Source organism: Streptomyces sp. ISL-87 (assembly GCF_018614095.1).
Taxonomy (GTDB): domain Bacteria; phylum Actinomycetota; class Actinomycetes; order Streptomycetales; family Streptomycetaceae; genus Streptomyces.
This window is the reverse complement of record NZ_JAGGOY010000048.1, coordinates 17,182-41,355: the sequence shown is the minus strand read 5'-3', so window position 1 is coordinate 41,355 and position 24,174 is coordinate 17,182. Positions and strand designations below refer to the sequence as shown.

Here is a 24,174-nt window from a genome sequence, read left to right as displayed (position 1 = left end):
CGGCCGGGCACCGCCGAGCCGGGGCGGTGGACCCCTGGAGGAAGTCCCGGGGTCCGCCGCTACTTGGTCGGCTTCTTGCCGGTGATGCCCAGGTGGACGAGCAGGGCGAGGTTCGGCTTGAGCTCCGCCTGCTTCACCCCCCAGGTCTGGAAGCCCTTCTGGTGCGAGGCGACCGCGGCCAGCATCGCGACCAGTGAGCCCGCCATCGCCGCCGGGCTGAGGTCCTTGTCGACCTTGCCCTTGGACTGGAGCTCCTTCATGGACTCCGTGAGGGAGTTGGTGACGGAGTTGAGGATCTTCATGCGGATCTTGTAGAAGCGCTTGTCGCCCTCGGCCGCGCCGAGGTCGACCACCCGCAGGATCGCGTCGTTGCGCCGCCAGAACTCCATGAAGCCTTCGACGAGTTCCTCGGCGGCCGCCCAGCCCGCCTTGCCGACCCAGTTCCGGCCCTCGACGAGCGCCGTCAACTGCGCGCCCTCGGTGGCCATTTCCTCGGCGATCTCCAGGACGGCGCCTTCGACGTCCGGGAAGTACTGGTAGAAGGTCGCGGGGGAGGTGCCGGCCTTGCGGGCGACGTCGATCACCTTGACGTCGCGGTACGGCGAGGAGCTGAGCATCTCGCTGAGGCAGTCGAGCAGCTTCTGCCGCGTCGCCTGGCCGCGCCGGCCGGCGACACGCCCGTCGACGGTACGTACTTGTCCTGTCATGCCGTCAGCTTACCGAGGGGTGATCGGCGCGCGATTCGGCCGCCTGCAAATGGGGTTACCCCGCGGCCGGGCGGGTCTCGGAGGTGGGCCTCGGAGCTGGTCTCAGGGCTGGTCTGGGGGCTGGTCCCGGGGTTGGTCTCGGGGCTGGTTCCGGCCGGTCACCGCGCAGGCCCCCGGTCGGTCCGAAGGCGAATTCAGGCCGAGGGGCAACAAAGCACCCCACCCCCGCCCCGCCCATGCCCCCGCCCCGCCCCCGGCCCACGCCCGGCCCTCGCCCCGCCCCTGCCCGCACGCCGCCCGCATCCAGTACGTATCGTGGCGTATCCCCCGAATAGTCTTATCAACAGGCTGTGGACAAGTTTTCGGGCACATCCTGTTTCAGGGGCACAACGGAAGGAACCGGGCGATATGGCCGCATTCGCGGAAGGCGCACCCTGCTGGGTCGATGCCTCGCTTCCGGACGTCGAGGCAGGCAAGCGCTTCTACGGTGAGCTCTTCGGGTGGACCTTCGGCGACAGCGCCGGCGCCGAATACGGCCATTACACCCAGGCCTACAGCCGCGGCCGCAACGTCGCCGCCCTCGCCCCCAAACCCGACGGCCGGATGCCCACCGTCTGGGGCGTCTACCTGTACACCTCGGACGCCTACGCGTGCGCCGCCCGCATCCGCGCCGCCGGCGGCCAGATGGTGATGGACCCGCAGCCCGTGGGCCCGTACGGCACCGCCGCGCTGGCCGCCGACCCCGGCGGGGCCGTGTTCGGCCTGTGGCAGCCCGGCACCCACCACGGCTTCGACGCGCAGCAGGAGCCGTACACGTACTGCTGGGCCGAGGTCTACACCCGGGCCCGCGACGCGGTCGACGTGTTCTACGCCAAGGTCTTCGGCTACGTCCCGGAGGACCAGGACGACGCGGGCATCGAATACCGGGTCTGGTCCCCGCCCGGCAGCGCGCCCGGCTCCGACACCGCGGTCCTGGGCCGCACCTTGATCACCGACGCCTTCCCGGAGATCATGCCCGCGCACTTCCTCGTGTACTTCGCCGTCCCCGACTGCGACCAGAGCGTCGCCACGGTGCAGCGGCTGGGCGGCCGGGTGACCGCCGATCCGTTCGACACTCCGTACGGCCGGATCGCGGTCGTCGCCGACAATCAGGGGGCGGTGTTCGCCCTGCTGTCGGAGTCGCGGACGAAAGCACACCCTGACCCGGGGCCGGACCAGGCGCGAGCCTGACAGAATCGGGGTTGCGCGACCCCGGGCGGCGCCCGGGAGTGAGACGCTGCACGGGGCCGACCGCCGCGTGCCGGCGCGCGTACCGGTGGAAACGGGCCCGGCGAGGGCCCGTACGGGGAGGTGTGGAGGCGAGTGGTGGAGCAGCTGACGCAGCACGACCCGAGACGGATCGGCCCCTTCGAGGTGCTGGGACGGCTCGGCGCCGGCGGCATGGGGCTGGTCTATCTCGCACGGTCGGCGTCCGGACGCAGAGTCGCTATCAAGACGGTGCGCACCGAGCTCGCCGAGGACCAGCTGTTCCGCGTGCGCTTCACCCGCGAGGTGGAGGCGGCGCGCGCCGTGTCCGGCTTCTATACCGCGGCCGTGGTCGACGCCGACCCGCGGGCCGCCGTGCCGTGGCTGGCGACCGCGTACGTCCCGGCGCCCTCCCTGGAGGAGATCGTCAACGAGTGCGGGCCCATGCCCGCCCAGGCCGTACGGTGGCTCGCGGCCGGAATCGCCGAGGCGCTGCAGTCCATCCACGGGGCGGGCCTGGTCCACCGCGACCTGAAGCCGTCCAACGTGCTGGTGGTCGAGGACGGCCCCCGCGTGATCGACTTCGGCATCGCGAGCGGCGTCTCCAACACCCGCCTGACCATGACGAACGTCGCCGTCGGCACCCCTGCGTACATGTCACCCGAGCAGGCGAAGGACTCGCGCAGCGTCAAGGGCGCCAGCGACGTCTTCTCGCTCGGGTCGACCCTGGTCTTCGCGGCGACCGGGCACCCGCCGTACCACGGGGCGAACCCGGTGGAGACGGTGTTCATGCTGCTCCGCGAGGGTCCGAACCTGGAGGGGCTGCCGGACGAGCTGCGGCCGCTCATCGACTCCTGCATGCAGATGGACGCCACCCTGCGGCCGACCCCGGCCGACCTCCAGGCGCAGCTGGCCCCGCACCTCTTCGACGGCGGCGACGACAGCGGTACCGCCTCGGCATGGCTGCCGGGGCGGGCCGTCGCGATGATCGAGGCCCGGCGGGCGGGGCAGCGTACGCCTGCGGCGGTTCCGGCGCCGGCTTCGGGGCGGTCCTCGGGGCGGGCTTCCGGGCCGGGGGGATCGGGGCCGGGCGGATCGGGGCCGGGCGGAGGACCGGCTTCGGCGCAGGCCTCCGGGCCCGCATCCGGGCCCGCCACGCACCGCCGTCAGCGCGGGGTCGACCCCTGGGTGGACCCGCGCACCGGCCATTCCGCCCCGCCGCGCCCGCACCACCCGCCCATGGCGGCTCCCGTGCCCTCGGGCGAGCCGGTCCGCCTCGGCGGCTCCCCGGTGCCCATCGGACCCGGGCCGCGCGCGACGGCGGCGGCCCCGGCCGGGCACGCCTCGGCGGACTCCGCGTCCGGGTGGGTCCGCCCGCCGGGTGGCGCCGCGTCGGCGGTGGAACCCGTAACCCCGTCGGCGGCAGCGGTACCGTCCCCCGGCCCGTCCCCGGACAGCGGCCGCTGGCGCCCGTGGCGCTTCCGCATGTCCAACGAGGTCTGGGGCACCCCCACCGTCGCCGGGGATCTGCTGTACGTCACCTCCTTCGAAGTGCACGCCCTGGACGTGGCCAGCGGCAGGCGCCAGTTCAAGACCCGCGACGTCGCCTGGTCCATGGCCGTGGCCGACGGCCGGATCCACGCCTCCGACGGCCCCTCCCTCTACGCGCTCGACGCCACCGACGGCTCCGAGCGGTGGCGGCTGTCCACCGACGCCTGGGTGTACGCCCTGCGCGCCGAACGCGGCACGGTCATCACGGCCACGCGCGGTGGAGGCGTACAGGGCTGGGAGGCGTCCAACGGCCAGAAGCTGTGGGAGCTGACCGGCGCGCAGACCGACTTCGAGACCCCGGAGGCGGCCCCCGTCCTCCACGACGGCACGGTGTACGTGTGGCAGGACGCGCGGCTGCGCGCCCTGGACGCCCGCTCCGGCCAGGAATCCTGGTCGTACCCGGTCGGCGACGCCGGCTCCTGCGGAAACGTACCGGTCCGCGTCACCCCGGCCCCGGACGGCAACGTGTACGTGGCCGCCGGCACCCGCGTCCTGTCCGTGGACCGGGCCTCGGGCCGGGTCCGCTGGCACTTCGAGGCCCCGGCGGTCTTCCTGGCCGCGCCGGCCTTCGCGCCGGGCGCCGCCGTCACCGGCGGCGGGGTCTACCTCGCCGACTACCTGGGCACCGTCTACGCCCTGGACGCGGCCACCGGCAACGACCGCTGGCGCATCGCGACCGAGCCCCGCCCCTCGGCGGACCCGGTCCTCGTCGCCAACGGCAACGTCCACCTGGGCGCGGGCAGCGCCGTGTACACGCTCGACGCGGTCACCGGCACGCCGAAGTGGCGGTTCGCGGCGGGCGGCGAGATCACCGGCCCGCCGGCGGTCGCGGACGGCCGGGTGCACTTCGGCTCGGCGGACCACTGCCTGTACACCCTGGACGCGGCGGGCGGCCAGCTCCGCTGGAAGCTGGCCACGGGAGGGGAGATCACGGGCGCCCCGGTGGCCGAGGCGGGCGTGGTCTACGCGTGCAGCAAGGACCGCTGCGTGTACGCCCTGGACGCGGCCAAGGGGACGGGTACCCGTACGGCCGGCTGAGCGAGCCGGGGGCCCCGCCGGGTCGCGCTCCGCACCTGGAGTGACAGGATGGACCCCATGAGCAACGTCTACTTCGACATCACCATCAACGGCGAGGCCGCGGGCCGCATCGTCTTCAACCTGTTCGACGAGGTCGTCCCGAAGACGGCCCAGAACTTCCGCGAGCTGGCCACCGGCCAGCACGGCTTCGGCTACGCGGGCTCGCCGTTCCACCGCGTCATCCCGCAGTTCATGCTCCAGGGTGGCGACTTCACCAACCAGAACGGCACCGGCGGCAAGAGCATCTACGGCGAGAAGTTCGCCGACGAGAACTTCCAGCTGAAGCACGACCGCCCGTTCCTGCTGTCGATGGCGAACGCCGGCCGCAACACCAACGGCTCGCAGTTCTTCATCACCACCGTCCCGACCCCGTGGCTGGACGGCAAGCACGTCGTCTTCGGCGAGGTCGTCGAGGGCGCGGACCTGGTCACGAAGATCGAGTCCCTGGGCACCCAGTCGGGCGGCACCAAGGGCAAGATCGAGATCGCCGCCTCCGGCGTCGTCGACAAGGCCTGATCCCCACCCCGCCCGTCACGGCTGGCCGGCCCCGCCCCCTCCCCGGGGGCCGGGGCCGCCGTCATGTCCGGGCCCGTCTACACCGTGGCCACGGCGAGCATGTGCGAACTCGCGGCGAGCAGGTCCGGATGCGGCTCGGCAAGGCGCGCCGCCGTCAAGGCCGCCTCGAACATCTTCGAGTCGATCAGGCTGTCCCTGGTGTGCTGCTCGGTCGCCTTGAGCGCCGACCATGCCGGGCCTTCTACCCCGTACACCCGAGGTTCGCTCAGGCCGGCTTCGCGCATCTCGGCCGCCAGGCTCTCGCCTGTGTGGAAGTAGGCGCTGGTGAACCCCTTTCGGCCGGGCTCGTGGAGGCCGCTGACGAGGATGTCGGTGACGGCGGCGCGCACCCGGTCGACGGTGAGCATGGTGGTGGCGACGTGCTCGAAGAGGGAGGCGTACCGGCCGATCGCGGCGGCCGCGACGAGACCGCCGGGCCGGACGACGCGTGCCGCTTCGCGCAGGGCCTGGAGGCGGTCGCCGTGTTCGAGCAGGTGGTAGAGCGGCCCGAGGACGAGCGCGACATCGTAGGTGTCGTCGGCGGCCGCCAGAGCGCGGGCATCGCCGAGAGCACTGTGGAACCCGGCGGCGGCAGCTTCCTCGACATGGCGCGGCACCGGGTCGACCAGGTCGACCTCGTACCCGTCCTTGGCGAGCCACCGTGCATGGGCGCCGGGTCCCGAGCCGATGTCGATGACCCGGGCGGGCGCGCCCGGGAGATGGCGCCGCAGCAGCTCTTGGGTGCGAACCATCTCCAGCACCCCGTCCGCGCTGCTGCTCAGCCGGTCGGATTCGCTGATCGTCTCGCTGTAGAAGGCGATGATCTCTGGGCCTACGGAATGTGTCGGCATGGCTCCGATTCTCGGCCCTGGCCGCAGGCGGCGGTACCCCCTAGCCTGACCGGTCAACCGGTCAGCCTCTTGCTTCAAGGAACTCACATGGCACTTCTGAAGTATGAACAGATCGCGGAGAGTCTGCGGCGTCGTATCTCTGACGCCGAGTTCGGCCCGGGAGACCTTCTGCCGTCCAGCCGTGATCTGTGTGAACAATGGGCGGTTTCGCGAGCCACCGCTATCAAGGCCATGGAAGTACTCCGTGTCGATGGCCTGGTGGTACCCCATCAGGGACGCGGCTTCGCCGTGACGGAGGTTCCGGTGGCGCGTCCGGCCGGCGGCCGGGGCTCGGGAGCGACTCGGGCGCAGGGAGGACCGTACCGTCGGCTGGGCGCGCCGGAAATGCTGGTGCCTCCTTCTCACGTTGCGGACGCCCTCGGGCTGGCCGCAGGTCGGCAGGCCCTCCACCGGGCCCGGCTGGTCCTCACGGAGGAGGGCCAGCCTCATTCGTACGTGGTCGCGTGGTTTCCGCCGGAGGTCTCGGATCTCTGCCCGCGCCTGCATCAGAACGGCCCGATCGCCGAGGGCACCACGCATTACGTGCGGCGCGTGACGGGACGCCTGTCGGTTCGGGGCATGGACGCCACATCCGTACGCCTGGCAACGAGAGTGGAGGCCGAACTCCTTCAGGTGAAACGCCCTTGCGCGGTGGCAGTGGTCCTGCACACCGCCTACGACCAGGACGGAACGGCTCTGGTCTGCGAGGAAGGCATCACGCCCGAGGGTTTGTGGGAGCGCACCGACAACTACCCCATGAATCAGCAGGGTTGACTGGACCGGTCCACCGGTCCACCGCTCCAGTCTGAAGGCATGCGTACGCGACCGGTCGCTACGCGTGGTCCTGCGTGAACGCAAAGACCCCCGCGACCGCGCGAACGGTCCGGGGGCGTGGCCAACGCTTTCTGAGGAGCGTCGACATGCTGCATTTTATCGGTCTGGTCTTGGTGCTGTTGGTGCGGTGTCTGGTGCCGCCCACCTGGTGGCGGCGTCAGGTACTCGTGCTGGCGACGTACGGGGTCGACGTCGGGCCCCGGGTCATCCACGGGCGGGCGGTGGCCCGGTGAGCGAAGTCGAAGTGGTGCGGCGGTGGCGGCGGGAGGCGCGGTCCGTGCCGCTCGCGCGGGCGGAGCTACGGAAAGCCCTGGCTGGCTGGGGCCTTTCGGAGCTGGAGGAAGACGCACTGCTCGTCGTCTCCGAGTTGGTGACCAACGCCGTGCGGCACGCGGCGGGGCCGCGGGACCGGGAGATCGAGACCAAGTACGTACGGCTGCCCGAGTGGCTCCGGATCGAGGTCCACGACGCCGGCGCGGGGTGGCCGGAGGCTACGACCCCCGAGGCGGAAGGCGAAGGCGGGCGGGGGCTGTTCCTGGTGGCGGCCGTCGCCGACCGGTGGGCCGTGGGGGAGCGGGCCGGGCCCGGGAAACGGGTCTGGGCGGAGCTGTCCGTGGGAATAGGGTCCAGGCATGGGTGACATGTACGCGGTGGATCTGGCCCTGGACCTTCGTCCCTCTGTGCTGGGCGCCGTACTCGATGATCTGCGATGGCATCTCGGGCTCACGGGCGGCGGAGCCGGCGGTGACGGTGACGGTGACTTCGAGGATGAGGCTGATGGCCCGGAGGGCGCGATGGGGGATGCGTATCCCCTGCTCGCGGAGCGGGGGCCTGCGTGGCGGATCGGCGGCGTGCTGGTGGGTGAGCTGAGCCCGACTGCCGGGGGGTGGTCCCTGACGGTGCGCCAAGAGGTGCATGCGGAGCTGCTGCCCGAGCTGGAGACTCTCGTGGAGCGGCTCGCCCGGCACTCCGGCACCGAGGGTGTCATCGGTCAGATCCGGTTCTACGAGGAATACGTGCCCGAACTCCTGCTCAACAGGGCGGGCACGCTGGTGAGAATGGCGCTCGCGTCATGTGGGTGATCGTGACGGGCGGCGCCGTTCCCGTTTAGAGGTCACGCGTCGGACTGCCGGTCGCGGTCAGGTGTGGTTCTGCGACGGAGGGGGCCCGGGTTCGGGTTCCGGGGGCCTGGGGAGGTCGCGGTCGCGGAGGCGGCGGGAGGGGCGGCCGCTCATGACGGCTGCGGCCAGCAGGATCAGGGCGCCCGCGCCGAAGGCGTTGGCGACGCCGTCGCCGAGGCCCTGGCCGTCGTCGCCGCCCACCGAGAGGCCGCCGACGGCCTGGCCCTGGCGGACCATCCACAGCACGGCGAACGCGAGGACGATGACCCCGGCGGCGGCCATGAGCACCCGCGAGCGGAGCAGGATCGCGGCCAGGGTGAGCACGGCGGTGACGAGGCAGGGGAGGAAGAGGGAGAAGAAGAGGGTGGCCCTGGCGTCGGTGATGCCGGTCCCGGTGAAGAGGTCGCCCAGGCGGTAGTCGCGTCCGTGACGGCCGTCGTACCAGGGACGGAAGGGGCTCCAGACGGCGGCCGCCGCTCCGATGAGACCCATGAGGGAGCCGAGTACGTTGCGGATCATGCCCGGCCCTTCGAGGTAGGGGTCTTGATCCCGACGCTACGCCGGGGGCCCCGGGCCCGCACGCCGGGTGGGGCGTCCGTGGTCAGGACGTGAACACGGTCAGGGCGTGAACGCCTGGAGTACCGGTTCGGCGGCCAGCAGGGACGCGGCGGCGGACCGCCGCCTCACGCCCCGGGAGGGCCTGGAGGCGGGCCCGCCGCCGTGACCGTCGACGTCGTGCCCGCCCCCGGAACCGTCGTGACGGCCGCCTCCGCCGCTACCCCCGTAACCGGCGGGGCGGACGTCACGTGCGGTCCGGCGGGCGTGCTCATCGCGCGGCCGCCTCGATCTTGGTCTTCAGGGCGCCGAGCAGGTCCTGGAGCAGGGAGATCGACGTCTCGTCGGTGAGGTTGCCCTGCTCGTCGAAGCGCTCGTACGAACGGAAGAGGTGCACCTCGGGCTTCACCACCACATTGCTGTCCGTCCACACGAACACCTGCCGCAGCGCCAGCTGGGCCCGCACCGTGCCGAAGTTCGTCGGCGCCGCGCCCGCGATGGCGACCGGCTTGCGCAGCAGCAGCAGGCCCTCCTCGCGGGTCCAGTCGGTGCTGACCCAGTCGAGGGCGTTCTTCAGGGTGCCGGGGATGGAGTAGTTGAACTCCGGGGTGGCGATGAGCACCCCGTCCGCCTCCAGGATGCGCCGGCGCAGGTCGTTGACGGCTGCGGGGCGGTCCTGCGGGGTGTCGAGGTCCTGGTCGTAGGGCGGGATTTCGCGCAGACCCTCGTAGATCTCGATGTCCAGGCCGCCGGGCTGGTGCTTCTGCGCGGCCCGCAGCAGGGCGGTGTTGTGCGAGTCGGCGCGCAGGCTGCCGGAGATGGCGAGGATCTTGAACTCGGCGGACATGGTGTCTCCCCCTGTTGTGGCGTCAGGCCCTATGGCGTCAGGCCCGGTGTGGCGTCAGGCCGTGGCGGCTTGATCGACATGGATGACACTAAACCGTTCAGTTCAGTCATGCAACTACACCGTTTGGTTTAGTTCGCGGGGTAGGGTGGCTCCCATGAGTGACACCACCGATGACGACGGCTGTGACGGCTACGACGCCTACGGGATTCCCGTGATCGCCGAAGCCGTCAGCTCCTCCCAGGCCAAGCGGCGCGCGATCACCGAGGCCGCGATCGCCGAGTTCCTCGCCAGCGGCTATAGCGCCGCCTCCGTCGACGCCATCGCCTCCCGCGCCGCCGTCTCCAAGCCGACCGTGTACAAGCACTTCGGCAGCAAGGAGCGGCTCTTCCTCGCGGTCATCGGCGGCGTTCTCAACAGCGCCTACGCCGATCTGGAGCCCTGCGGCGCCACCCTCACCGGCGCCCCCGACCTGCGCGCCGCGCTCGTCCGCGTGCAGGGCGACTGGATGCGGCTCCAGCTCACCGACGAGCTCATGTCCCTGCGCCGGCTCGTCATCGGCGAGGTCGAGCGCTTCCCGCAGCTCGGCCGGCTCTGGTACCTGCGCAGCTACGCCGCCATGAACACCCCGCTCGTGGACGCCGTGCGCGTGCTCGTCGCGCGAGGCGTGCTGGACGTACCGGACGTTGAGCTCGCCGTACGGCAACTGGTGGCGGTCACCGTGTCCATCCCGCAGCTCGCCAAGACGTTCGACCCCGGATACGCGCCCACGGACGCGGAATTGCTCGCCCAGGCGGCCGGCGGAGTCGACCTGTTCCTGACCCGGTATGCCACGGGTGGCGCTTGATCGCCCTGATAGCGTGGCCCGCCATTGTCCAAGGGGAGGGTTCGGGCCGTGATCGCTGGACGTCGTATCAGGTTCACCGCGGTGCTCGTGGCCGTCGTGTTCGCGCTGACCGGATTCTCGTCCAGCGGCGGGAGCCACGGCGGGAAGAGCAGCGGGAAGAGTAGCGGTAAGAGCAGCGGTAAGAGCAGCGGTAAGAGCAGCGGTAAGAGCAAGAGCAGCGGCAGCAGCGGGGGCGGCTGCTCCAGTTCCAAGAGCAGCAAGCCTAAGAAGAAGAGCTACAGCGTCGGTAGTCGTAGTGGTAGCGGCAACGGCGGAGGAAACGTTCACGCCTCGCCCACCTCGACCACGACCACGCCGGCCGCGCACGCGGAGATCGTCACCTGCGCCGGCCCGGGCAGGCCGAAGGCCACCGTCAAGGTCACCTCCGACGCGGACACCGACCGAACCTTCCGGGTGCCGGTGGTCTTCGAGGGGGCGGTCGGCGGAGTCGACTCCACCTCCGTGGAGGTCAGGCTCAAGGCGCGCGGTAGCCAGACCGTCGACGTGCCGATGGAGGTCCCGGAGAAGGCCGGGGATGTCCAGCGGTGCTACGTCGCACGGATCGAGGCCCTCTCCTCCTCGGGGTCCACGGCCACGGCGACGCCCAGGGCGACCTCCACCGGCGCCCCGGACCCCAACTCCAGCCGCACCCCGGCCGCCAAGCCGAAGCCGAAGCCCACCCGCTGAACGCACCCGCCGAACGCACCCGCTGAACGCCCCCGCTGAATACCCCGCCCGCCCGCCCCCCTCAGCGCACCCGGGGGGCGTCGGGTGCCGCCCGGCGGCCCGTGAACAGCTCGGCCTGCTGCTCCGGCGGCAGATTCCCCAGCGCGATCAGCGCCGGCGCCTGGTCCAGGGCCTGCTGCAACGCGGCCCGCTTCGCCGACCACAGTGCTCGTACGGTGCCCTGCACCCCCTCCGTCGGGAACCCGGCCAGCGTCCGCGCCGCGCGCAGGGCCGCCGGGAGCAGCTCCCCAGGCGCCGTCAACTCCGAGACCAGACCGATCTCGTAGGCCCGCCGCGCCGAGAGCCGTTCCGCATTGCCCATCAGGGACATCCGGGCGACCTCGCCGAACGGCATCCGCTGCGCCATGTACACGGCCTCGTAGGCACTCACCATCCCGTACGTGGTGTGCGGGTCGAAGAACGTCGCCGTCTCCGAGGCGATCAGGAACTCCGCCTCGCCCAGTACGTAGAACGCGCCGCCGCACGCCATTCCGTTGACCGCCGCGATCACCGGCTTCCACAGGTCGTTGGCCTTCGGGCCGATCGCGATCAGCGGGTCGTCCACCGAGTACGGGGAACCCGGCTGCGGGACCTCGACGCCGCGGTCGATGCCGGTGCAGAAGGCGGCCGTCCCGGCGCCCGTCACCACCACCGCCCGTACGTCCTCCTCGTACCGGAACTCCCGCCACACCGCGGCCAGTTCTGCGGCCGTCGCCAGGTCGATCGCGTTGTGCTTGCGCTCCCGGTCCAGGGTGACGACCGCGACCCCGCTCGCCTTGTCCCGCTCCACCAGCACGGTCACGACTTCTCCAGTACCCAGCGCGGCACGGCCATCCCGCCGACCTCGGTGAAGGCGACCTGGACCCGGGCCCCGATGCGCAGCCGGGCCGGGGGCACCGAATTCAGCGGGGCGTCGGCCGAGGTGACGAGATTCCCGGCCAGGCGGATGTGCGGGGCGTCGGCGAGCTCCACGAGGATCACGTTGTACGGGGCCTGCGCGGCGTACGCGGGCAGCAGCGGCGGGTGCGGCTGTACGTAGGACCAGATGCGGCCGCGCCCGCTCATCAGGCGCCACTCGCTGTCGAAGGACTGGCAGTGCGGGCAGCAGGGGCGGGGCGGGAAGCGGAGTCTCCCGCAGGCGGCGCAGGCCTGGACGCGGAGTTCGCCTCGTGCGGCGTACTCCCAGAAGGGGGCGCCGTCCTCGTCCGGGACGGGGAGGAGGAGGTCGTTCTCGGGTGACACGGCAGTCATGATCGGCTCCTCAGGTGTAGGCGTAGGCGTAGGCGGCTCAGGCGGCTCAGGCGGCTCAGGCGGCTCAGGCGGCTCAGGCGGCTCAGGCGGCTCAGGCAGCTCAGGCAGCTCAGGCAGGGCAGGCGGCTCAGGCAGGACAGGCAGGTCAGTCGGCTCAGGCAGCTCACGGCTCAAGGCCAACGGCGTACTCAGGCCCGCAGCAGGATCGCGGACGTAGGGACGCCCTCGCCCGCCGTCACCAGGCAGGTCGCGGCGTCGGGCACCTGGGCGGTGGAGATGCCGCGCAGCTGCTTCACGCCCTCGTTGATCAGGTTGAAGCCGTGCACGTAGGCCTCGCTCAGCCCGCCGCCCCCGGTGTTGATGGGCAGCCGGCCGCCCATTTCCAGCGCCCCGCCCTCGGTAAAGGCGGCGCCCTCGCCGCGCCCGCAGAAGCCGTAGCCCTCCAGCGACAGCGGGATCAGCGGCGTGAAGGCGTCGTAGATCTGGGCGACGTCCACGTCCTGCGGCCCGAAGTCGGCCTGCTTCCACAGGTGCCGGGCGGCGGTCCAGGCGGGGCCGGACAGCGGGTCGTCGTTCCAGTAGTTGACCATGCCGTGGTGCTGGGCGGGCAGGCCCTGGGCGACGGAGTGTACGTACACCGGCTTCTGCCGGCAGTCCCGGGCCCGCTCGGCGGAGACGATCACGCAGGCCAGCGCGCCGTCGGTCTCCAGGCAGTTGTCGAAGAGGCAGAGCGGGTCGCTGATCATGCGGGAGGTCATGTACATCTCGCGGGTCAGCGGCCGCTCGTACATCATCGCGGCCGGGTTCTCGTTGGCCCGGTTGCGGCAGGCCATCGCCACGTTGAAGAGGTGGTCGCGGGTGGCCCCGTACTCGTGCATGTAGCGGCGGGCCAGCATGGCGATCTCGTCGGCCGGGCGCAGCAGGCCGAACGGGCGGGTCCACTGGCCGGGGGTGGGCAGCTGCACGGCCGTGTTCTTCCACGGTCGAGGTCCCGAGCCGCGTTTGCGCGAGCGCCAGGCGACTCCGACCGAGGCCTGCCCGGTGGCGACGGCGGCCGCGAGGTGGCCGACGGTGGCGCAGGAACCGCCGCCGCCGTAGCCGACCTTGGAGAAGAAGGTGACGTCGCCGGCGCCGATGGCTTTGGCGACCTCGACCTCGTCGGTCTCCTCCATCGTGTAGGACGCGAAGGCGTCGACCTCCGAGGGTGCGATCCCGGCGTCGGCGAGCGCTGCGAGGACGGCGCGGCAGGCGAGTTCCTTCTCGCTGCCTGGCAGCCGTTTCGCGAAGGCGGTCTGGCCTATTCCGACAATTGCCGTAGCGTCTTTGAGCGTTGTCGTCATCGCCACCTCCGAGGGGCTACCGGTACTGACAGCGGCGAAGGCTACAGCTAATCTGACGGATAGTCAGCTATTGGTGTCGCAGGGAGGGGCGGGCGATGGGCGAAGGCATCGACGGGCGCGGGGATCTGCGCTGGGGGAGCATCGCCGAACTGGTGCGCGCCGCCGCGGAGCGGTACGCCGGGCACGAGGCCGTCGTCGACGGGCGCGTCCGGATCAGCTACGCGCAGCTCGGCGAACGCGTCGAGCGGGCCGCGGCCGGCTGTCTCGCCGCCGGCGTCGAACCCGGGGACCGGGTCGCCGTCTGGGCGCCCAACACCCTGGAGTGGATCGTCTCCGCGCTCGGGGCCGTCTCGGCGGGCGCCGTGCTCGTCCCGCTCAACACCCGCTTCAAGGGCGCGGAAGCCGCGTACGTCCTCCAGCGCAGCCGGGCCAAGCTGCTGTTCATCACCGGCACCTTCCTGGGGACCTCCTACGTCGCCTCCCTGCGCCGCGCCGCCGCCGACGGGCCCGGCACCGGGCCGCTGCCCGGGCTGGAGCACCTGGAGCAGGTCGTCGTCCTCGCCGAGGACGCCCCGGAGTCCTTCCGCACCTGGAAGGACTTCCTGGCCGGCGGCGACTGCGTACCGGCCGAGGCGGTGCGCGAGCGCGCCGACTCCATACGCTCCAACGCCCCCTCCGACATCATCTTCACCTCCGGCACCACCGGCAGCCCCAAGGGCGCCGTCATCACCCACGCCCAGACACTGCGCTGCTACCAGGTGTGGAGCGAGCTCGCCGGACTGCGCGAGGGCGACCGCTACCTCATCGTGAACCCCTTCTTCCACACCTTCGGCTACAAGGCCGGGATCATCGCGTGCCTGATGCGCGGGGCCACGATGGTCCCGCAGCCCGTGTTCAACGTGGACACCGTCCTCGCCAACGTCGCCGCCGAGCGGATCTCCGTACTCCCCGGGCCGCCGACCCTGCACCAGTCGCTCCTGGACCACCCGCAGCGCGACCACCACGACCTGTCCGCCCTGCGCCTGGTCGTCACGGGCGCGGCCGTGGTCCCGCTCCAGCTCGTCGAGCGGCTCCGCAGTGAGCTGCGGATCGCCACCGTGCTCACGGCCTACGGGCTCTCGGAGGCGAGCGGCATCGTCACCATGTGCCGCCGCGGCGACCCGGCCGGGATCATCTCCTCGACCTCGGGCCGGGCCATCCCGGACACCGAGGTGATGATCGCGGACCCGGAGGGGCGGGGCCGGCCCGCCGGGCAGGCGGGCGAGGTGTGGGTGCGCGGCCACCACGTCATGCAGGGGTACTTCGAGGACCCGGCCGAGACCGCCGAGGCGATCACCGAGGAGGGCTGGCTGCGCACCGGCGACGTCGGCGTGCTCGACGCGGACGGCAACCTGCGCATCACCGACCGGATCAAGGACATGTTCATCGTCGGCGGTTTCAACGCCTACCCCGCCGAGATCGAGCAGCTCATCGGCCTGCACCCGGACATCGCGGACGTCGCGGTGGTCGGCATCCCGGACCCGCGGCTGGGCGAGGTCGGCAAGGCGTACGCGGTGCGCCGCCCCGGCTCCACGCTGACCGGCGACGACCTGATCGCGTGGTCGCGGCGGGAGATGGCCAACTACAAGGTGCCGCGGGCGGTGGAGTTCGTCGCCGAACTGCCGCGCAACGCGAGTGGCAAGGTGCTCAAGACCGAACTCCGGGCCCGCTAGGCCCGCCCGCCGGTTCCGCGGCCAGGCCCGCCGGCAGGCCGCAGACCAGGCCCGCCCCCCGGCCCGTCGGTCCCGCTAGGCCCGCCGCCCTTCCGGGCGAGGACCAGCCGCCAGCGCGGACTGCCGTCGGGGCGGCGCCCGAAGTGCTCCAGCGGGACCGTTTCCACCGTGAAGCCGGCCGCCCGCAGGTCCGCGCGGACGCCGCCCAGCGGGAAGGTCCGGTAGTACATGACGAAGGGCGGCCGCCACACCGCGTTGCGCACCCGCATCGCCGCGTCGAACCCCGCCATCGCCCACCAGGCCGGGGAGCTCAGTGGCAGCGGGGCGCCGATCGGGAAGGCGAAGAGGCCACCGTCGCGCAGGGCGGAGTGGACGCCCGAGAAGAGGGCGGGCCGCTCGGCCGGGAGGAAGTGCCCGAAGGCCCCGAAGCTCACCGCCAGGTCGTACGAGTCCCCGAGCGCGGCCGGGAGCGCCCGTGCGTCGGCCCGTACGAAGTCCACGCCATCGGGGTGGGCGCGCTCGGCCTCGGCCAGCATGCCCGCGCTGAAGTCCACCCCGGTGACCCGGCCCCGGCACAGCCGGCGCAGCATCCCGAGCCCGGCGCCGGTGCCGCAGCACACGTCCAGCCCGGCCCCGAAGGAGCCCTCCCGCTGGGCCAGGGCCTCCTCGACGGCGTCGAGCATCCGGTCCGGGGTGCGGAAGGGGGTCTGGTCGAACTTGGGCGAGAGCAGGTCGTAGCCGCGCTCGATGGAGGAGAGGGCCTGCACGGCCAGCTCGCGGACGCTCGGCCCCTGGGAGGTGAACACCCCTCCAGCTTAGGGGGCGTCCGGCGGATCATGGCCGGGCTCGGGGCCGCGGAGCGCTCCCCGGCGGCACTCGTCGCGGACGGTCCGGCGACGGACATGCGGCGGCGGCCGCGATGGCTCCCCCTCCGGGCCACCGCGACCGCCGCCTTCCCCCGTACCCGGGAACCCCCGTACCCCGGTACCCCCCCCGTGCATCCCCCGTGGTTCTGGATGTGACTCCGCTACGGAAGAGTGCCCGACGCGTGGTTGTCCAGCGTCTGGATCTCCTCGTCCGCGGCAGGGGTCTCCTGCGTCGTCAGCGGCGTACCGCCCGAGGCGTGGTTGTCGAGCGGCTTGATCTCGATGCCCGAGGCGTGGTTGTCGAGCGGCTTGATGTCGCCGTCGGTCGTCAGGATGTTCTCGTTCGTCATCGGATCTCCTGATGGATGGGTAGGGCCCGTTCGGCGATTCCCCCGCGGACCGCCGAACGGGTGGTCCTCCAGCCGACCCGCTCGCTCCCCCGAGGCGACGAGTCGATGTACACATACTGGCGCGTGGCGATAAACGAACGATGAACGTGCCGTTCATCCGTCCCCACGCGCTGCTCAGGCGGCGATCTCCGAGGCCAGCAGGGCGCGTACCTCGGCCAGTTCGGCCGAGCCCAGCTGCGTGAACACGCTCTCCGCGTCCCGCCAGCACGCCCGCGCCCGGTCCGTCTGCCCCAGCCCCCGCAGCGCCTTGCCCAGTACGGTCAGCACGGTGGCCCGGCGCCACTCGCCGCCGATCCCGCGCAGCGCGATGGCCTGTTCGGCGTGCGAGGCGGCCAGGGTGGGCCGGCGCGCCGCCAGGTGGGCCACGGCCAGCCGGAAATGCGTGACGCCCTCCCACAGCGGCTGGCGGTTGTCGTGGAACAGCGACAGCGCCTCGGCGAGCTGGGTGAGGGCCTCGCCGAGGCGGCCGGCCTGGGTGAGGGCGATGCCCAGCGCGTAGCGGCCGTTGGCAAGGCGCAGGGTCAGGCCCATCCGGTCGTAGATGGCGATGCCCTGCTGGGCGAGCTCTATGGCACTGGTGAGCCGGCCGAGCTCCGCGTGGATCCGCGAGAGGTTGCACAGGGCGCTGGCCTCACCCACGTTGTTGCCGTCGGCGCGGAAGTTCTCGATGGCCTCCAGCAGATACCGCTCGCCGTCGGCGTGCCGGCCCTCGTACAGCGCGATGATCCCGCGGTCGTTGGGTGCCCAGCAGCTGGGCAGCGGGTCGCCGGCCTCGCGGGCGAGCGCCATGGCCTGGCGGGCCTCGTCGTCGGCCTCGGTGAACCGGCCGGCGACCAGGTGCGTGTTGGTGAGCGTGGTGCGGGCCCGGCCCTCGGCGTGCGGGTCCTTCGCGGCGTGCGCGGCGTCGCGCAGGGCCAGGGCCACGGACTCGTACTGCTTGGAGTTGGCCCCGGACTCGGCGAGGTCCTTGGCCGCCCACAGCAGGTCCACGGCCCGGCGCAGCACATCCGCCTGCCCGGTGGTGCGTACGGTGGCCTGCCGGACGCACGCCAGCAGCGGGTCGGCCTCGGCGTAGAGCCAGTCGAGGGCGGCGCGCGGCTCGGCGAAGACCAGCCCGGGGTAGTGGGTGGCGGACAGGTGCGCGGGGAGCCGGTCGCCGGGGCGCTCCAGCGCGTACACCCGGGAGGCGGTGGCGAGGTAGAAGTCCAGGAGCCGGTCCAGGGCGGCGTCGCGCGAGCTCGGCGGCTGCTCGTCGCGCTCGGCGCACGCACGCGCGTAGAGGCGTACGAGGTCGTGGAAGCGGTAGCGGCCGGGTGCGGCGGATTCGAGGAGGGAGCAGTCGACTAAAGCCTCCAGGAGGTCCTCGGTGTCGTGCTCGGGCAGGTCGAGTACGGCGGCCGCGGCGGGGAGGGAGATGTCGGGCCCGTCGGCGAGGCCGAGGAGGCGGAATGCGCGCTGCTGGGCGGGCTCCAGCTGGCCGTAGCCCAGCTCGAAGGTGGCCTTGACGGCGAGGTCGCCGGACTGGAGCTCGTCCAGGCGGCGGCGCTCGTCGGCGAGTTTGGCGGCGAGGACGGAGACGGTCCAGGTGCGGCGGGCGGCGAGCCGGGAGGCGGCGATGCGGATGGCGAGCGGCAGGAAGCCGCAGGCGCCGACGACGTCGAGGGCGGCCTGGCGTTCGGCGCCGACCCGCTCGGCGCCGACGATCCGGGTGAACAGTTGCAGAGCCTCATCGGGGCTCATCACATCGAGGTCGACGAGATGGGCCCCGGCGAGGCCCGACATGCGGACCCGGCTGGTGACGAGGGCGGCGCAGCCGGAGGTGCCCGGCAGCAGCGGGCGTACCTGGGCGGCGTCGCGGGCGTTGTCGAGCAGCACCAGGACGCGGCGGCCGTCGAGGGTGGAGCGGTAGAGCGCGGCCCGTTCGGCAGGGGAGTCGGGGATGGCCGTGTCGGGTGTGCCGAGCGCCCGGAGGAAGGAGCCGAGGACCGCCTCGGGTTCGGCGGGGCGCGGCTCGGTGCCCTGGAGGTCGACGTACAGCTGCCCGTCGGGGAAGTGCGGGCGGGCGGCGTGCGCGACGTGCACGGCGAGGGTGGTCTTGCCGACGCCGCCTATGCCGGCGAGCGCGGAGACGGCCATGACCTGGCCTTCGGCACCGGCCAGGATGGCGCCGAGCTCGGCCACGAAGGGGGTGCGGCCGGTGAAGTCGGGGACCGTGGCGGGCAATTGGGCGGGCCTTACGTGGACGGCGGCGGCGGCCGGTGCGGGGTCCTCGGCGCGGGCGAGTTCGGCGTCGGCACGCAGGATGCGCTGCTGGAGGGCGGAGAGCTCGGGGCGGGGGTCGACGCCGAGTTCGTCGGCGAGGAGCCGGCGGGTGTCGGCGTAGACGGCGAGGGCCTCGGCCTGCCGCCCGCTGCGGTACAGGGCGAGCATCAGCAGTTCGCGCAGCCGCTCGCGCAGGGGGTGGGCGGCGGTCAGCGCGGTGAGTTCGGAGACGGCCTCGGCGTGGTGGCCGACCTCCAGGTCGAGGTCGAGGCGGGTCTCCAGCAGCTGGAGGCGCCACTCGGCGAGGCGGGTGCGTTCCGTCTCGGCGTGCGGGCCGGGGACGCCGGCGAGGGGTTCGCCCTCCCACAGGTCGAGGGAGCGGGCGAGCAGGGTGCGGGCGAGGGCGCGGTCACCGGCGGCGCGGGCCTGTTCGGCGTCGGCGGCCAGGGCGCGGGCGACGCCGAGGTCGAGGGCCTCCATGTGGCGCAGCCGGATGGCGTAGCCGCCGGACTCGGTGACGAGCAGCCCGGGTTCGAGGACCTTGCGCAGGCGGGAGGCGTAGGTACGGATGGTGGCGAGGGCCTGCTGGGGCGGGTCCTCGCCCCAGATGGCGTCGATGAGCTCGGGCGCGGTGGCGGTGCGGCCGTCGCGGAGCAGGAGCACGGCGAGCAGGGCGCGCTGCTGGGGGCTGCCGGAGGGCAGGGCCTCGCTGCCGCGCCAGGCGCGGATGGGGCCGAGGACGGCGAAGCGGTTGCCGCCGGGGGAGGGGGCGGGGGCGGCTTGCCGGGCGGGCTGCCGGGCGGGCTGCTCGGCGTGCTGCCGGGCGGGCGACTGGGCGGGCTGCTCGGCGTGCTGCCGGGCGACCGAGGGCGCAGGCGCGGGTTCCGGTACGGGTACTGCCGTGGGTTCCGGTACGGGCGCCGGTGCGGACATGGGTGTGGGTGCGGCCTGCCGGGCCGCACTGCCGGGGGCCGCCTTGGGGTGGTTCCGCTGCTGCGGGATGGCCGGTATGCCGTCCATCAGTCGTCCCCCCTGCCTTCCGTCGGTGTAAGGGTCAGTCTGCCCTGTCTTGCACGTGCACGTCAGCCCGCCGCTGGGCGATCCCCCGCCAACTAGCTGACGGTTCGTCAGATCAGCGCTACGGTAGACCGTATGGAGACCTTCCCGAAGATCATCTCGGTGGACGACCACACGGTTGAGCCCCCCCACGTCTGGCGGGACCGGCTCCCGTCCAAGTACCAGGACACCGGCCCCCGCGTCGTCCGCGCCCCCTTGAAGGAAATGACCTTCCTCGGAGGCAAGTTCGCCCCTGTCATGGGTGCCAAGGGCGACGACGGCCCGATAGGCGACTGGTGGGTCTACGAAGACCTGCACAGACCGCTCACCCGGCTGGACACGGCGGTCGGGTACGACCGCGACGAGATCAAACTGGAAGTCATCACCTACGAGCAGATGCGCCCGGGCTCCTTCTCGGTTCCCGACCGTCTCGCCGACATGGACGTCAACCACGTCCAGTCGGCGCTCTGCTTCCCGACCTTCCCGCGCTTTTGCGGACAGACCTTCACCGAGGCCAAGGACCGCGAGCTCGGGCTGCTCGGCGTACGCGCGTACAACGACTGGATGGTGGAGGAGTGGTGCGGCCCCGAGGCGGCGGGCCGGCTGATCCCCCTCACCCTGATCCCGCTGTGGGACGCCCGGCTGGCCGCCGCCGAGGTCCGCCGCAACGCGGCGCGGGGTGTCCGCGCGGTCGCCTTCTCGGAGATCCCGCCCCACCTCGGGCTCCCCTCCATCCACACGGACGAGTGGGACCCCTTCCTGGAGGCCTGCGACGAGACCGGCACGGTCATCGCCATGCACATCGGCTCCTCGTCGCGGATGCCGTCCACCTCGGCGGACGCCCCGCCGGCCGTCGGCTCCACCATCACCTTCGCCAACTGCTGCTTCTCGATGGTGGACTGGCTGATGAGCGGCAAGTTCGAGCGCTTCCCGAACCTCAAGATCATGTACGCGGAGGGCCAGATCGGCTGGATCCCGTACATCCTGGAGCGCGCGAACGTGGTGTGGGAGGAGAACCGTGGCTGGGGCGGGGTGGCGGACAAGGTGCTGCGCCCGCCGTCGGAGCTGTTCGCCGAGCACGTCTTCGGCTGCTTCTTCGACGACGCCTTCGGGCTGAGGAACCTGGACGCGATCGGTGTGGGCAACGTCCTGTACGAGACGGACTACCCGCACTCCGACTCCACCTGGCCCAAGTCCCGCGAGGTCGGCGAGGCCCAGATGGGCCACCTCGCGGCGGACGTGGTGGACCGCATCGTGCGCGGCAACGCGATCGACCTGCTGGGCCTGACGGCGGAGGGGCTCTGGCCGGGGGCGTAGTGGCCGGCCGTGCCGCGAATACCTGCGGCGCCGCGGCATCCGGCACCAAGCAGCACCGGGCGGGGGTGGAGCCGGGTACACCCCCGCCGGGGTGCCAGGTGCAGTGGCCGGGGCCGCCCCGACCGGCATCGTCGTCTGCGTAGGGACACGAGCAGACGGGCGGGACGGTCATGGGAACGGTGGACGGCGTGGAACCGGCGGGGCGCGGCGGGGTGTGGGGTGCGGCTGGGGTGTTCACCGCGGTGGCCTTCGTGGCGGCCGGGGCACTGGGGGCGGTGCAGCCGGGGACCGGTGTGCCCGCCGAGGTGGTGCAGCTGACCCAGTTCGGGCCGGCCGTGGGGGTGGGTGCGGTCGCGCTGCACCGGTGGCGGCGGACCCGCGAGCTGCTGCGGGGCGGGGTCGGACGGAGCCCCCGCCGCGCCGTGGCCATCCTCGGCACGGCCGCTCTGATCGTCGCGCTCACCGTCCTCGTGCACGGGGTGGCCTCCGGGGGCGCGGGCTTCACACCTCCGGGAGCCCTGCACCACCCCTTCGTGCTGATCGCGGCGGCGCAGCTGGTGGGGGCGTGCGGGGAGGAGATCGGCTGGCGCTGCTTCCTCCAGCCGCTGCTGCGGGCCCGGTTCGGGGCGCTGGTCTCGTCGGTGACGGTGGGTGCGGTGTGGGGCGCCTGGCACGTACCGGTCTTCGCGCAGGGCCCGGCCTGCGCCGCGGGATTCCTCGTCGCAACCGTGGCCATGTCGGTCGTGCTGGGCGTCGCGCTCGACGGTACGGGCGGTCCGTACCGCCTGCTGCTCGCGGGCGGCTTCCACACGCTCGTCAATCTCGGGCTGCTCCTCTTTATGGACGAGGAGTCCGGGGCCGTCCTCCCGATGCTCTGCTTCGGGCTCTCCTGCCTGGTGGTGGCCCTGGCGTGGGCCGGACGGCACGCCTCGGCACCGGCAGCGGCACCCGTACCGGCAGCGGCAGCGGCGCCCGTACCCGCCCCGACTACCCTGCACGGGACATGAGTTCGATCACCTCGCGCGCCCGTAAGGCGTCCTTCCGGGGCCTGGCCGCCGTCGGCCGCTGCCAGCTGGCCGGTCTGCTGGGCCTGGCGGTGGCCGTCGTCGGGTCGGGTGTCGTAGGCGCGTTGCTGTTGCTGCCCGTCGGCCTCGGGCATCGGATGCTGCCGCCGGCCGCGGCCGCGCTGCGCCGGTGCGCTGACCGCGCCCGACAACGGGCGGCGCTGTGGTCGGGGGTGCGGATCAGCCCGCCGGATCCGCTCCCGCGGACGGCGGGGGCCCGCGCGGTCCTGGCCGACGCGGGGTTCTGGCGGGACCTGGCCTGGGCGTGGCTGGAGCCCCTGGTGGGCGGTCTGCTGGTCGCCGGACCCCCGTCCCTCGTCGTCTACGGGGTGTTCGGGGCGCTCGTCCAGCCGTTCGTGTGGCGGCTGATCGACGACGGCAACTGGTACGCGTTCGTCCCCGTGCACAGCACTGGCCTGATGGTCGCGGCGCTGGTGCTGGGCCTCGCCTTCACGGCCGCGGGCCTCCTCCTCGCACCCTGCCTCCTGCGCCTGCACGCCCGCTGGAGCCGGCTGCTCCTCACCGCGCCCCGCAGCGCCGAACTACACCGCCGCATTGAGCAGTTGACGGACACGCGGATGGACGCCCTGGACGGCCGGGCGGCCGAACTCCAACGCATCGAGCGGGATCTGCACGACGGGGCCCAGGCCCGTCTCGTCGCCCTGGGGATGCGTCTCGACAGCGCGACGCGGCTGCTGCAGCACGATCCGCCGGCCGCCCGGGCCGCGTTGCTGGAGGTGCGCGAGCTGTCCGCGCGGGCCCTGGAGGACCTGCGCGACCTGGTCCGGGGCATCCAGCCGCCGGTCCTCACCGACCGCGGTCTGGGTGACGCCGTGCGCTCCCTGGCCCTCGACAGCTTCCTCGACGTGCGCGTCGAGGCGGCTCTGGCCGGGCGGCTGCCGGCCGCGGTCGAATCTGCCGCCTATTTCGCGGTCAACGAGCTGCTGGCCAACGCGGCGAAGCACTCCGGCGCCGATCGCGTCGACGTCGTCCTCGCACACGACGGCGACGGTGTGGGCGACGGCGGCCCGCGGCTGCGCATCACGGTCACCGACGACGGGAGCGGCGGGGCGGATCCCACCCGGGGGACCGGACTGCTCGGCGTCCGGAGGCGATTGGCTACCTTCGACGGCAGCCTCGCCCTGCACAGCCCGCAGGGCGGACCGACCACAGTGACCCTGGAGATCCCGTGCGCGTCGTCCTTGCCGAAGACCTCTTCCTCCTGAGGGACGGTCTGGTCCGCACGCTCCGGGAGCACGGCTTCGACGTCGTCGCCGCCGTGGACAACGGCCCCTCCCTCCTGCGCGCCCTGCTGGAGGACGCGCCGGACGTCGCGGTCGTCGACGTACGCCTGCCGCCGTCCTTCACCGACGAGGGCCTCCAGGCCGCCCTCGAAGCCCGCCGGCACCGTCCCGGTCTGCCGGTCCTCGTCCTCTCCCAGTACGTCGACCAGCTCTACGCGAACGAGCTCCTGGCGAGCGACGACGGCGGCGTGGGCTACCTGCTCAAGGATCGGGTCACCGACACCGGCCAGTTCGTCGACGCCGTCCGCCGCGTCGCCGCCGGCGGCACCGTCCTGGACCCGCAGGTGATCGCCCGGCTGCTGTCGCGCGGCGACGCCCGGGGCACCATCTCCGCCCTCACTCCGCGCGAACGCGACGTCCTGGAACTGATGGCGGAAGGCCGCTCGAACGCCGCCATCGCGGGCACCCTCCACTTCAGCGAGAGCGCCGTCGCCAAGCACACCGCGAGCATCTTCGCCAAGCTCGGCATCGCCCCCTCCACCGAGGACAACCGCCGGGTCCTGGCCGTCCTCGCGTACCTGCGGCGCTAGGCCCCTGTCGTCAGCAGGGTTCCGTACCGGCACGGGCCACACAACGGCCCGCCACCCGCGGCTCGGCAGTC

General features: G+C 72.6%; 24 protein-coding genes. 14 read left to right on the top strand and 10 right to left on the bottom strand.

Annotated features, from left to right (window positions below):
* Nucleotides 1–59: 59 nt before the first annotated feature.
* Complete coding sequence (locus tag J7I97_RS19315) at nucleotides 60–707, bottom strand: TetR family transcriptional regulator (protein WP_214936524.1); 648 nt, start codon at nucleotides 705–707, stop codon at nucleotides 60–62.
* Between the two features lie 408 nt (nucleotides 708–1,115).
* Between J7I97_RS19315 and J7I97_RS19310 the strand changes: the two genes are divergently transcribed.
* The 3 genes from J7I97_RS19310 (at nucleotide 1,116) to J7I97_RS19300 (ending at nucleotide 5,096) form a co-directional block, all read left to right on the top strand.
* Nucleotides 1,116–1,937 (top strand): VOC family protein, encoded by an 822-nt coding sequence (locus tag J7I97_RS19310; protein ID WP_214936522.1) that lies wholly within the window; start codon nucleotides 1,116–1,118, stop codon nucleotides 1,935–1,937.
* Nucleotides 1,938–2,072: 135 nt separating this feature from the next.
* On the top strand, nucleotides 2,073–4,541 hold the full coding sequence (locus tag J7I97_RS19305; RefSeq protein WP_214936520.1) for a PQQ-binding-like beta-propeller repeat protein: 2,469 nt from the start codon (nucleotides 2,073–2,075) through the stop codon (nucleotides 4,539–4,541).
* Nucleotides 4,542–4,598: 57 nt separating this feature from the next.
* Nucleotides 4,599–5,096, top strand: a complete 498-nt coding sequence (locus tag J7I97_RS19300) for a peptidylprolyl isomerase (protein WP_214936518.1) — start codon at nucleotides 4,599–4,601, stop codon at nucleotides 5,094–5,096.
* A 77-nt stretch (nucleotides 5,097–5,173) separates the two neighbouring features.
* Here the strand turns inward: J7I97_RS19300 and J7I97_RS19295 are convergent, their stop codons facing one another.
* Complete coding sequence (locus J7I97_RS19295) at nucleotides 5,174–5,986, bottom strand: class I SAM-dependent methyltransferase (protein ID WP_214936515.1); 813 nt, start codon at nucleotides 5,984–5,986, stop codon at nucleotides 5,174–5,176.
* An 87-nt stretch (nucleotides 5,987–6,073) separates the two neighbouring features.
* Between J7I97_RS19295 and J7I97_RS19290 the strand changes: the two genes are divergently transcribed.
* The 4 genes from J7I97_RS19290 to J7I97_RS19275 all read left to right on the top strand — a co-directional run bounded on the left by J7I97_RS19290 (nucleotide 6,074) and on the right by J7I97_RS19275 (nucleotide 7,941).
* Nucleotides 6,074–6,799 (top strand): GntR family transcriptional regulator, encoded by a 726-nt coding sequence (locus J7I97_RS19290; protein ID WP_214936513.1) that lies wholly within the window; start codon nucleotides 6,074–6,076, stop codon nucleotides 6,797–6,799.
* A 146-nt stretch (nucleotides 6,800–6,945) separates the two neighbouring features.
* Nucleotides 6,946–7,092: a hypothetical protein gene (locus J7I97_RS19285; protein ID WP_214936511.1), complete on the top strand. Its 147-nt coding sequence runs from the start codon at nucleotides 6,946–6,948 to the stop codon at nucleotides 7,090–7,092.
* Nucleotides 7,089–7,499 carry an ATP-binding protein gene (locus tag J7I97_RS19280; RefSeq protein WP_308369295.1) on the top strand — a complete coding sequence of 137 codons (411 nt, stop codon included), beginning with the start codon at nucleotides 7,089–7,091 and terminating at the stop codon, nucleotides 7,497–7,499. The genes J7I97_RS19285 and J7I97_RS19280 overlap by 4 nt, the downstream gene beginning before the upstream one ends.
* Nucleotides 7,492–7,941, top strand: a complete 450-nt coding sequence (locus tag J7I97_RS19275; RefSeq protein WP_214936509.1) for a hypothetical protein — start codon at nucleotides 7,492–7,494, stop codon at nucleotides 7,939–7,941. The genes J7I97_RS19280 and J7I97_RS19275 overlap by 8 nt, the downstream gene beginning before the upstream one ends.
* A 57-nt stretch (nucleotides 7,942–7,998) precedes the next feature.
* Here the strand turns inward: J7I97_RS19275 and J7I97_RS19270 are convergent, their stop codons facing one another.
* Both J7I97_RS19270 and J7I97_RS19265 read right to left on the bottom strand, forming a co-directional pair.
* Entirely contained in the window at nucleotides 7,999–8,499 is a 501-nt protein-coding gene (locus J7I97_RS19270; protein WP_214936507.1) for a hypothetical protein, read from the bottom strand.
* Nucleotides 8,500–8,806: 307 nt separating this feature from the next.
* A complete protein-coding gene (locus J7I97_RS19265) occupies nucleotides 8,807–9,382 on the bottom strand; it encodes an NADPH-dependent FMN reductase (protein ID WP_214936505.1) in 576 nt (191 codons plus the stop codon).
* Nucleotides 9,383–9,536: 154 nt separating this feature from the next.
* On the opposite strand from J7I97_RS19265, the gene J7I97_RS19260 reads away from it, so the two are divergent.
* Both J7I97_RS19260 and J7I97_RS19255 read left to right on the top strand, forming a co-directional pair.
* Nucleotides 9,537–10,226, top strand: coding sequence for a TetR/AcrR family transcriptional regulator (locus J7I97_RS19260; protein WP_214936503.1), 690 nt, complete (start codon nucleotides 9,537–9,539; stop codon nucleotides 10,224–10,226).
* A gap of 48 nt (nucleotides 10,227–10,274) precedes the next feature.
* Nucleotides 10,275–10,952, top strand: a complete 678-nt coding sequence (locus tag J7I97_RS19255) for a hypothetical protein (RefSeq protein WP_214936502.1) — start codon at nucleotides 10,275–10,277, stop codon at nucleotides 10,950–10,952.
* 61 nt (nucleotides 10,953–11,013) lie between these two features.
* On the opposite strand, the gene J7I97_RS19250 is transcribed toward J7I97_RS19255, so the two are convergent.
* From J7I97_RS19250 to J7I97_RS19240, 3 genes are all read right to left on the bottom strand, one after another.
* Nucleotides 11,014–11,793 (bottom strand): enoyl-CoA hydratase/isomerase family protein, encoded by a 780-nt coding sequence (locus J7I97_RS19250; RefSeq protein WP_214936500.1) that lies wholly within the window; start codon nucleotides 11,791–11,793, stop codon nucleotides 11,014–11,016.
* A complete protein-coding gene (locus J7I97_RS19245; RefSeq protein ID WP_214936498.1) occupies nucleotides 11,790–12,242 on the bottom strand; it encodes a Zn-ribbon domain-containing OB-fold protein in 453 nt (150 codons plus the stop codon). Before J7I97_RS19245 ends, J7I97_RS19250 begins: the two co-directional genes overlap by 4 nt.
* A gap of 188 nt (nucleotides 12,243–12,430) precedes the next feature.
* Entirely contained in the window at nucleotides 12,431–13,582 is a 1,152-nt protein-coding gene (locus J7I97_RS19240) for a lipid-transfer protein (RefSeq protein WP_214936496.1), read from the bottom strand.
* A 95-nt stretch (nucleotides 13,583–13,677) separates the two neighbouring features.
* On the opposite strand from J7I97_RS19240, the gene J7I97_RS19235 reads away from it, so the two are divergent.
* A complete protein-coding gene (locus J7I97_RS19235) occupies nucleotides 13,678–15,294 on the top strand; it encodes a FadD3 family acyl-CoA ligase (protein ID WP_214936494.1) in 1,617 nt (538 codons plus the stop codon).
* Here the strand turns inward: J7I97_RS19235 and J7I97_RS19230 are convergent.
* The 3 genes from J7I97_RS19230 to J7I97_RS19220 all read right to left on the bottom strand — a co-directional run bounded on the left by J7I97_RS19230 (nucleotide 15,291) and on the right by J7I97_RS19220 (nucleotide 19,852).
* Nucleotides 15,291–16,100 (bottom strand): class I SAM-dependent methyltransferase, encoded by an 810-nt coding sequence (locus J7I97_RS19230; protein WP_214936492.1) that lies wholly within the window; start codon nucleotides 16,098–16,100, stop codon nucleotides 15,291–15,293. The genes J7I97_RS19235 and J7I97_RS19230 overlap by 4 nt on opposite strands.
* Before the next feature lie 221 nt (nucleotides 16,101–16,321).
* A complete protein-coding gene (locus tag J7I97_RS19225; protein ID WP_214936555.1) occupies nucleotides 16,322–16,510 on the bottom strand; it encodes a hypothetical protein in 189 nt (62 codons plus the stop codon).
* A gap of 174 nt (nucleotides 16,511–16,684) precedes the next feature.
* Nucleotides 16,685–19,852: a BTAD domain-containing putative transcriptional regulator gene (locus tag J7I97_RS19220; protein ID WP_251058957.1), complete on the bottom strand. Its 3,168-nt coding sequence runs from the start codon at nucleotides 19,850–19,852 to the stop codon at nucleotides 16,685–16,687.
* Between the two features lie 132 nt (nucleotides 19,853–19,984).
* Between J7I97_RS19220 and J7I97_RS19215 the strand changes: the two genes are divergently transcribed.
* The 4 genes from J7I97_RS19215 to J7I97_RS19200 all read left to right on the top strand — a co-directional run bounded on the left by J7I97_RS19215 (nucleotide 19,985) and on the right by J7I97_RS19200 (nucleotide 24,103).
* Entirely contained in the window at nucleotides 19,985–21,205 is a 1,221-nt protein-coding gene (locus tag J7I97_RS19215) for an amidohydrolase family protein (protein WP_214936489.1), read from the top strand.
* 170 nt (nucleotides 21,206–21,375) lie between these two features.
* Nucleotides 21,376–22,212 carry a CPBP family intramembrane glutamic endopeptidase gene (locus J7I97_RS19210; protein ID WP_214936487.1) on the top strand — a complete coding sequence of 279 codons (837 nt, stop codon included), beginning with the start codon at nucleotides 21,376–21,378 and terminating at the stop codon, nucleotides 22,210–22,212.
* A complete protein-coding gene (locus J7I97_RS19205; RefSeq protein WP_214936485.1) occupies nucleotides 22,209–23,495 on the top strand; it encodes a histidine kinase in 1,287 nt (428 codons plus the stop codon). Before J7I97_RS19210 ends, J7I97_RS19205 begins: the two co-directional genes overlap by 4 nt.
* A complete protein-coding gene (locus tag J7I97_RS19200; protein WP_214936483.1) occupies nucleotides 23,459–24,103 on the top strand; it encodes a response regulator transcription factor in 645 nt (214 codons plus the stop codon). Before J7I97_RS19205 ends, J7I97_RS19200 begins: the two co-directional genes overlap by 37 nt.
* The last annotated feature ends 71 nt before the right edge of the window (nucleotides 24,104–24,174 follow it).

Coding starts and splice junctions, on each gene's coding strand:
- J7I97_RS19290 (WP_214936513.1), top strand. CDS start 6,074: ATGGCACTTCTGAAGTATGAACAGATCGCGGAGAGTCTGCGGCGTCGT.
- J7I97_RS19215 (WP_214936489.1), top strand. CDS start 19,985: ATGGAGACCTTCCCGAAGATCATCTCGGTGGACGACCACACGGTTGAG.
- J7I97_RS19310 (WP_214936522.1), top strand. CDS start 1,116: ATGGCCGCATTCGCGGAAGGCGCACCCTGCTGGGTCGATGCCTCGCTT.
- J7I97_RS19225 (WP_214936555.1), bottom strand. CDS start 16,510: ATGACGAACGAGAACATCCTGACGACCGACGGCGACATCAAGCCGCTC.
- J7I97_RS19315 (WP_214936524.1), bottom strand. CDS start 707: ATGACAGGACAAGTACGTACCGTCGACGGGCGTGTCGCCGGCCGGCGC.
- J7I97_RS19275 (WP_214936509.1), top strand. CDS start 7,492: ATGGGTGACATGTACGCGGTGGATCTGGCCCTGGACCTTCGTCCCTCT.
- J7I97_RS19210 (WP_214936487.1), top strand. CDS start 21,376: ATGGGAACGGTGGACGGCGTGGAACCGGCGGGGCGCGGCGGGGTGTGG.
- J7I97_RS19295 (WP_214936515.1), bottom strand. CDS start 5,986: ATGCCGACACATTCCGTAGGCCCAGAGATCATCGCCTTCTACAGCGAG.
- J7I97_RS19220 (WP_251058957.1), bottom strand. CDS start 19,852: ATGGACGGCATACCGGCCATCCCGCAGCAGCGGAACCACCCCAAGGCG.
- J7I97_RS19300 (WP_214936518.1), top strand. CDS start 4,599: ATGAGCAACGTCTACTTCGACATCACCATCAACGGCGAGGCCGCGGGC.
- J7I97_RS19205 (WP_214936485.1), top strand. CDS start 22,209: ATGAGTTCGATCACCTCGCGCGCCCGTAAGGCGTCCTTCCGGGGCCTG.
- J7I97_RS19245 (WP_214936498.1), bottom strand. CDS start 12,242: ATGACTGCCGTGTCACCCGAGAACGACCTCCTCCTCCCCGTCCCGGAC.
- J7I97_RS19260 (WP_214936503.1), top strand. CDS start 9,537: ATGAGTGACACCACCGATGACGACGGCTGTGACGGCTACGACGCCTAC.
- J7I97_RS19285 (WP_214936511.1), top strand. CDS start 6,946: ATGCTGCATTTTATCGGTCTGGTCTTGGTGCTGTTGGTGCGGTGTCTG.
- J7I97_RS19270 (WP_214936507.1), bottom strand. CDS start 8,499: ATGATCCGCAACGTACTCGGCTCCCTCATGGGTCTCATCGGAGCGGCG.
- J7I97_RS19240 (WP_214936496.1), bottom strand. CDS start 13,582: ATGACGACAACGCTCAAAGACGCTACGGCAATTGTCGGAATAGGCCAG.
- J7I97_RS19265 (WP_214936505.1), bottom strand. CDS start 9,382: ATGTCCGCCGAGTTCAAGATCCTCGCCATCTCCGGCAGCCTGCGCGCC.
- J7I97_RS19235 (WP_214936494.1), top strand. CDS start 13,678: ATGGGCGAAGGCATCGACGGGCGCGGGGATCTGCGCTGGGGGAGCATC.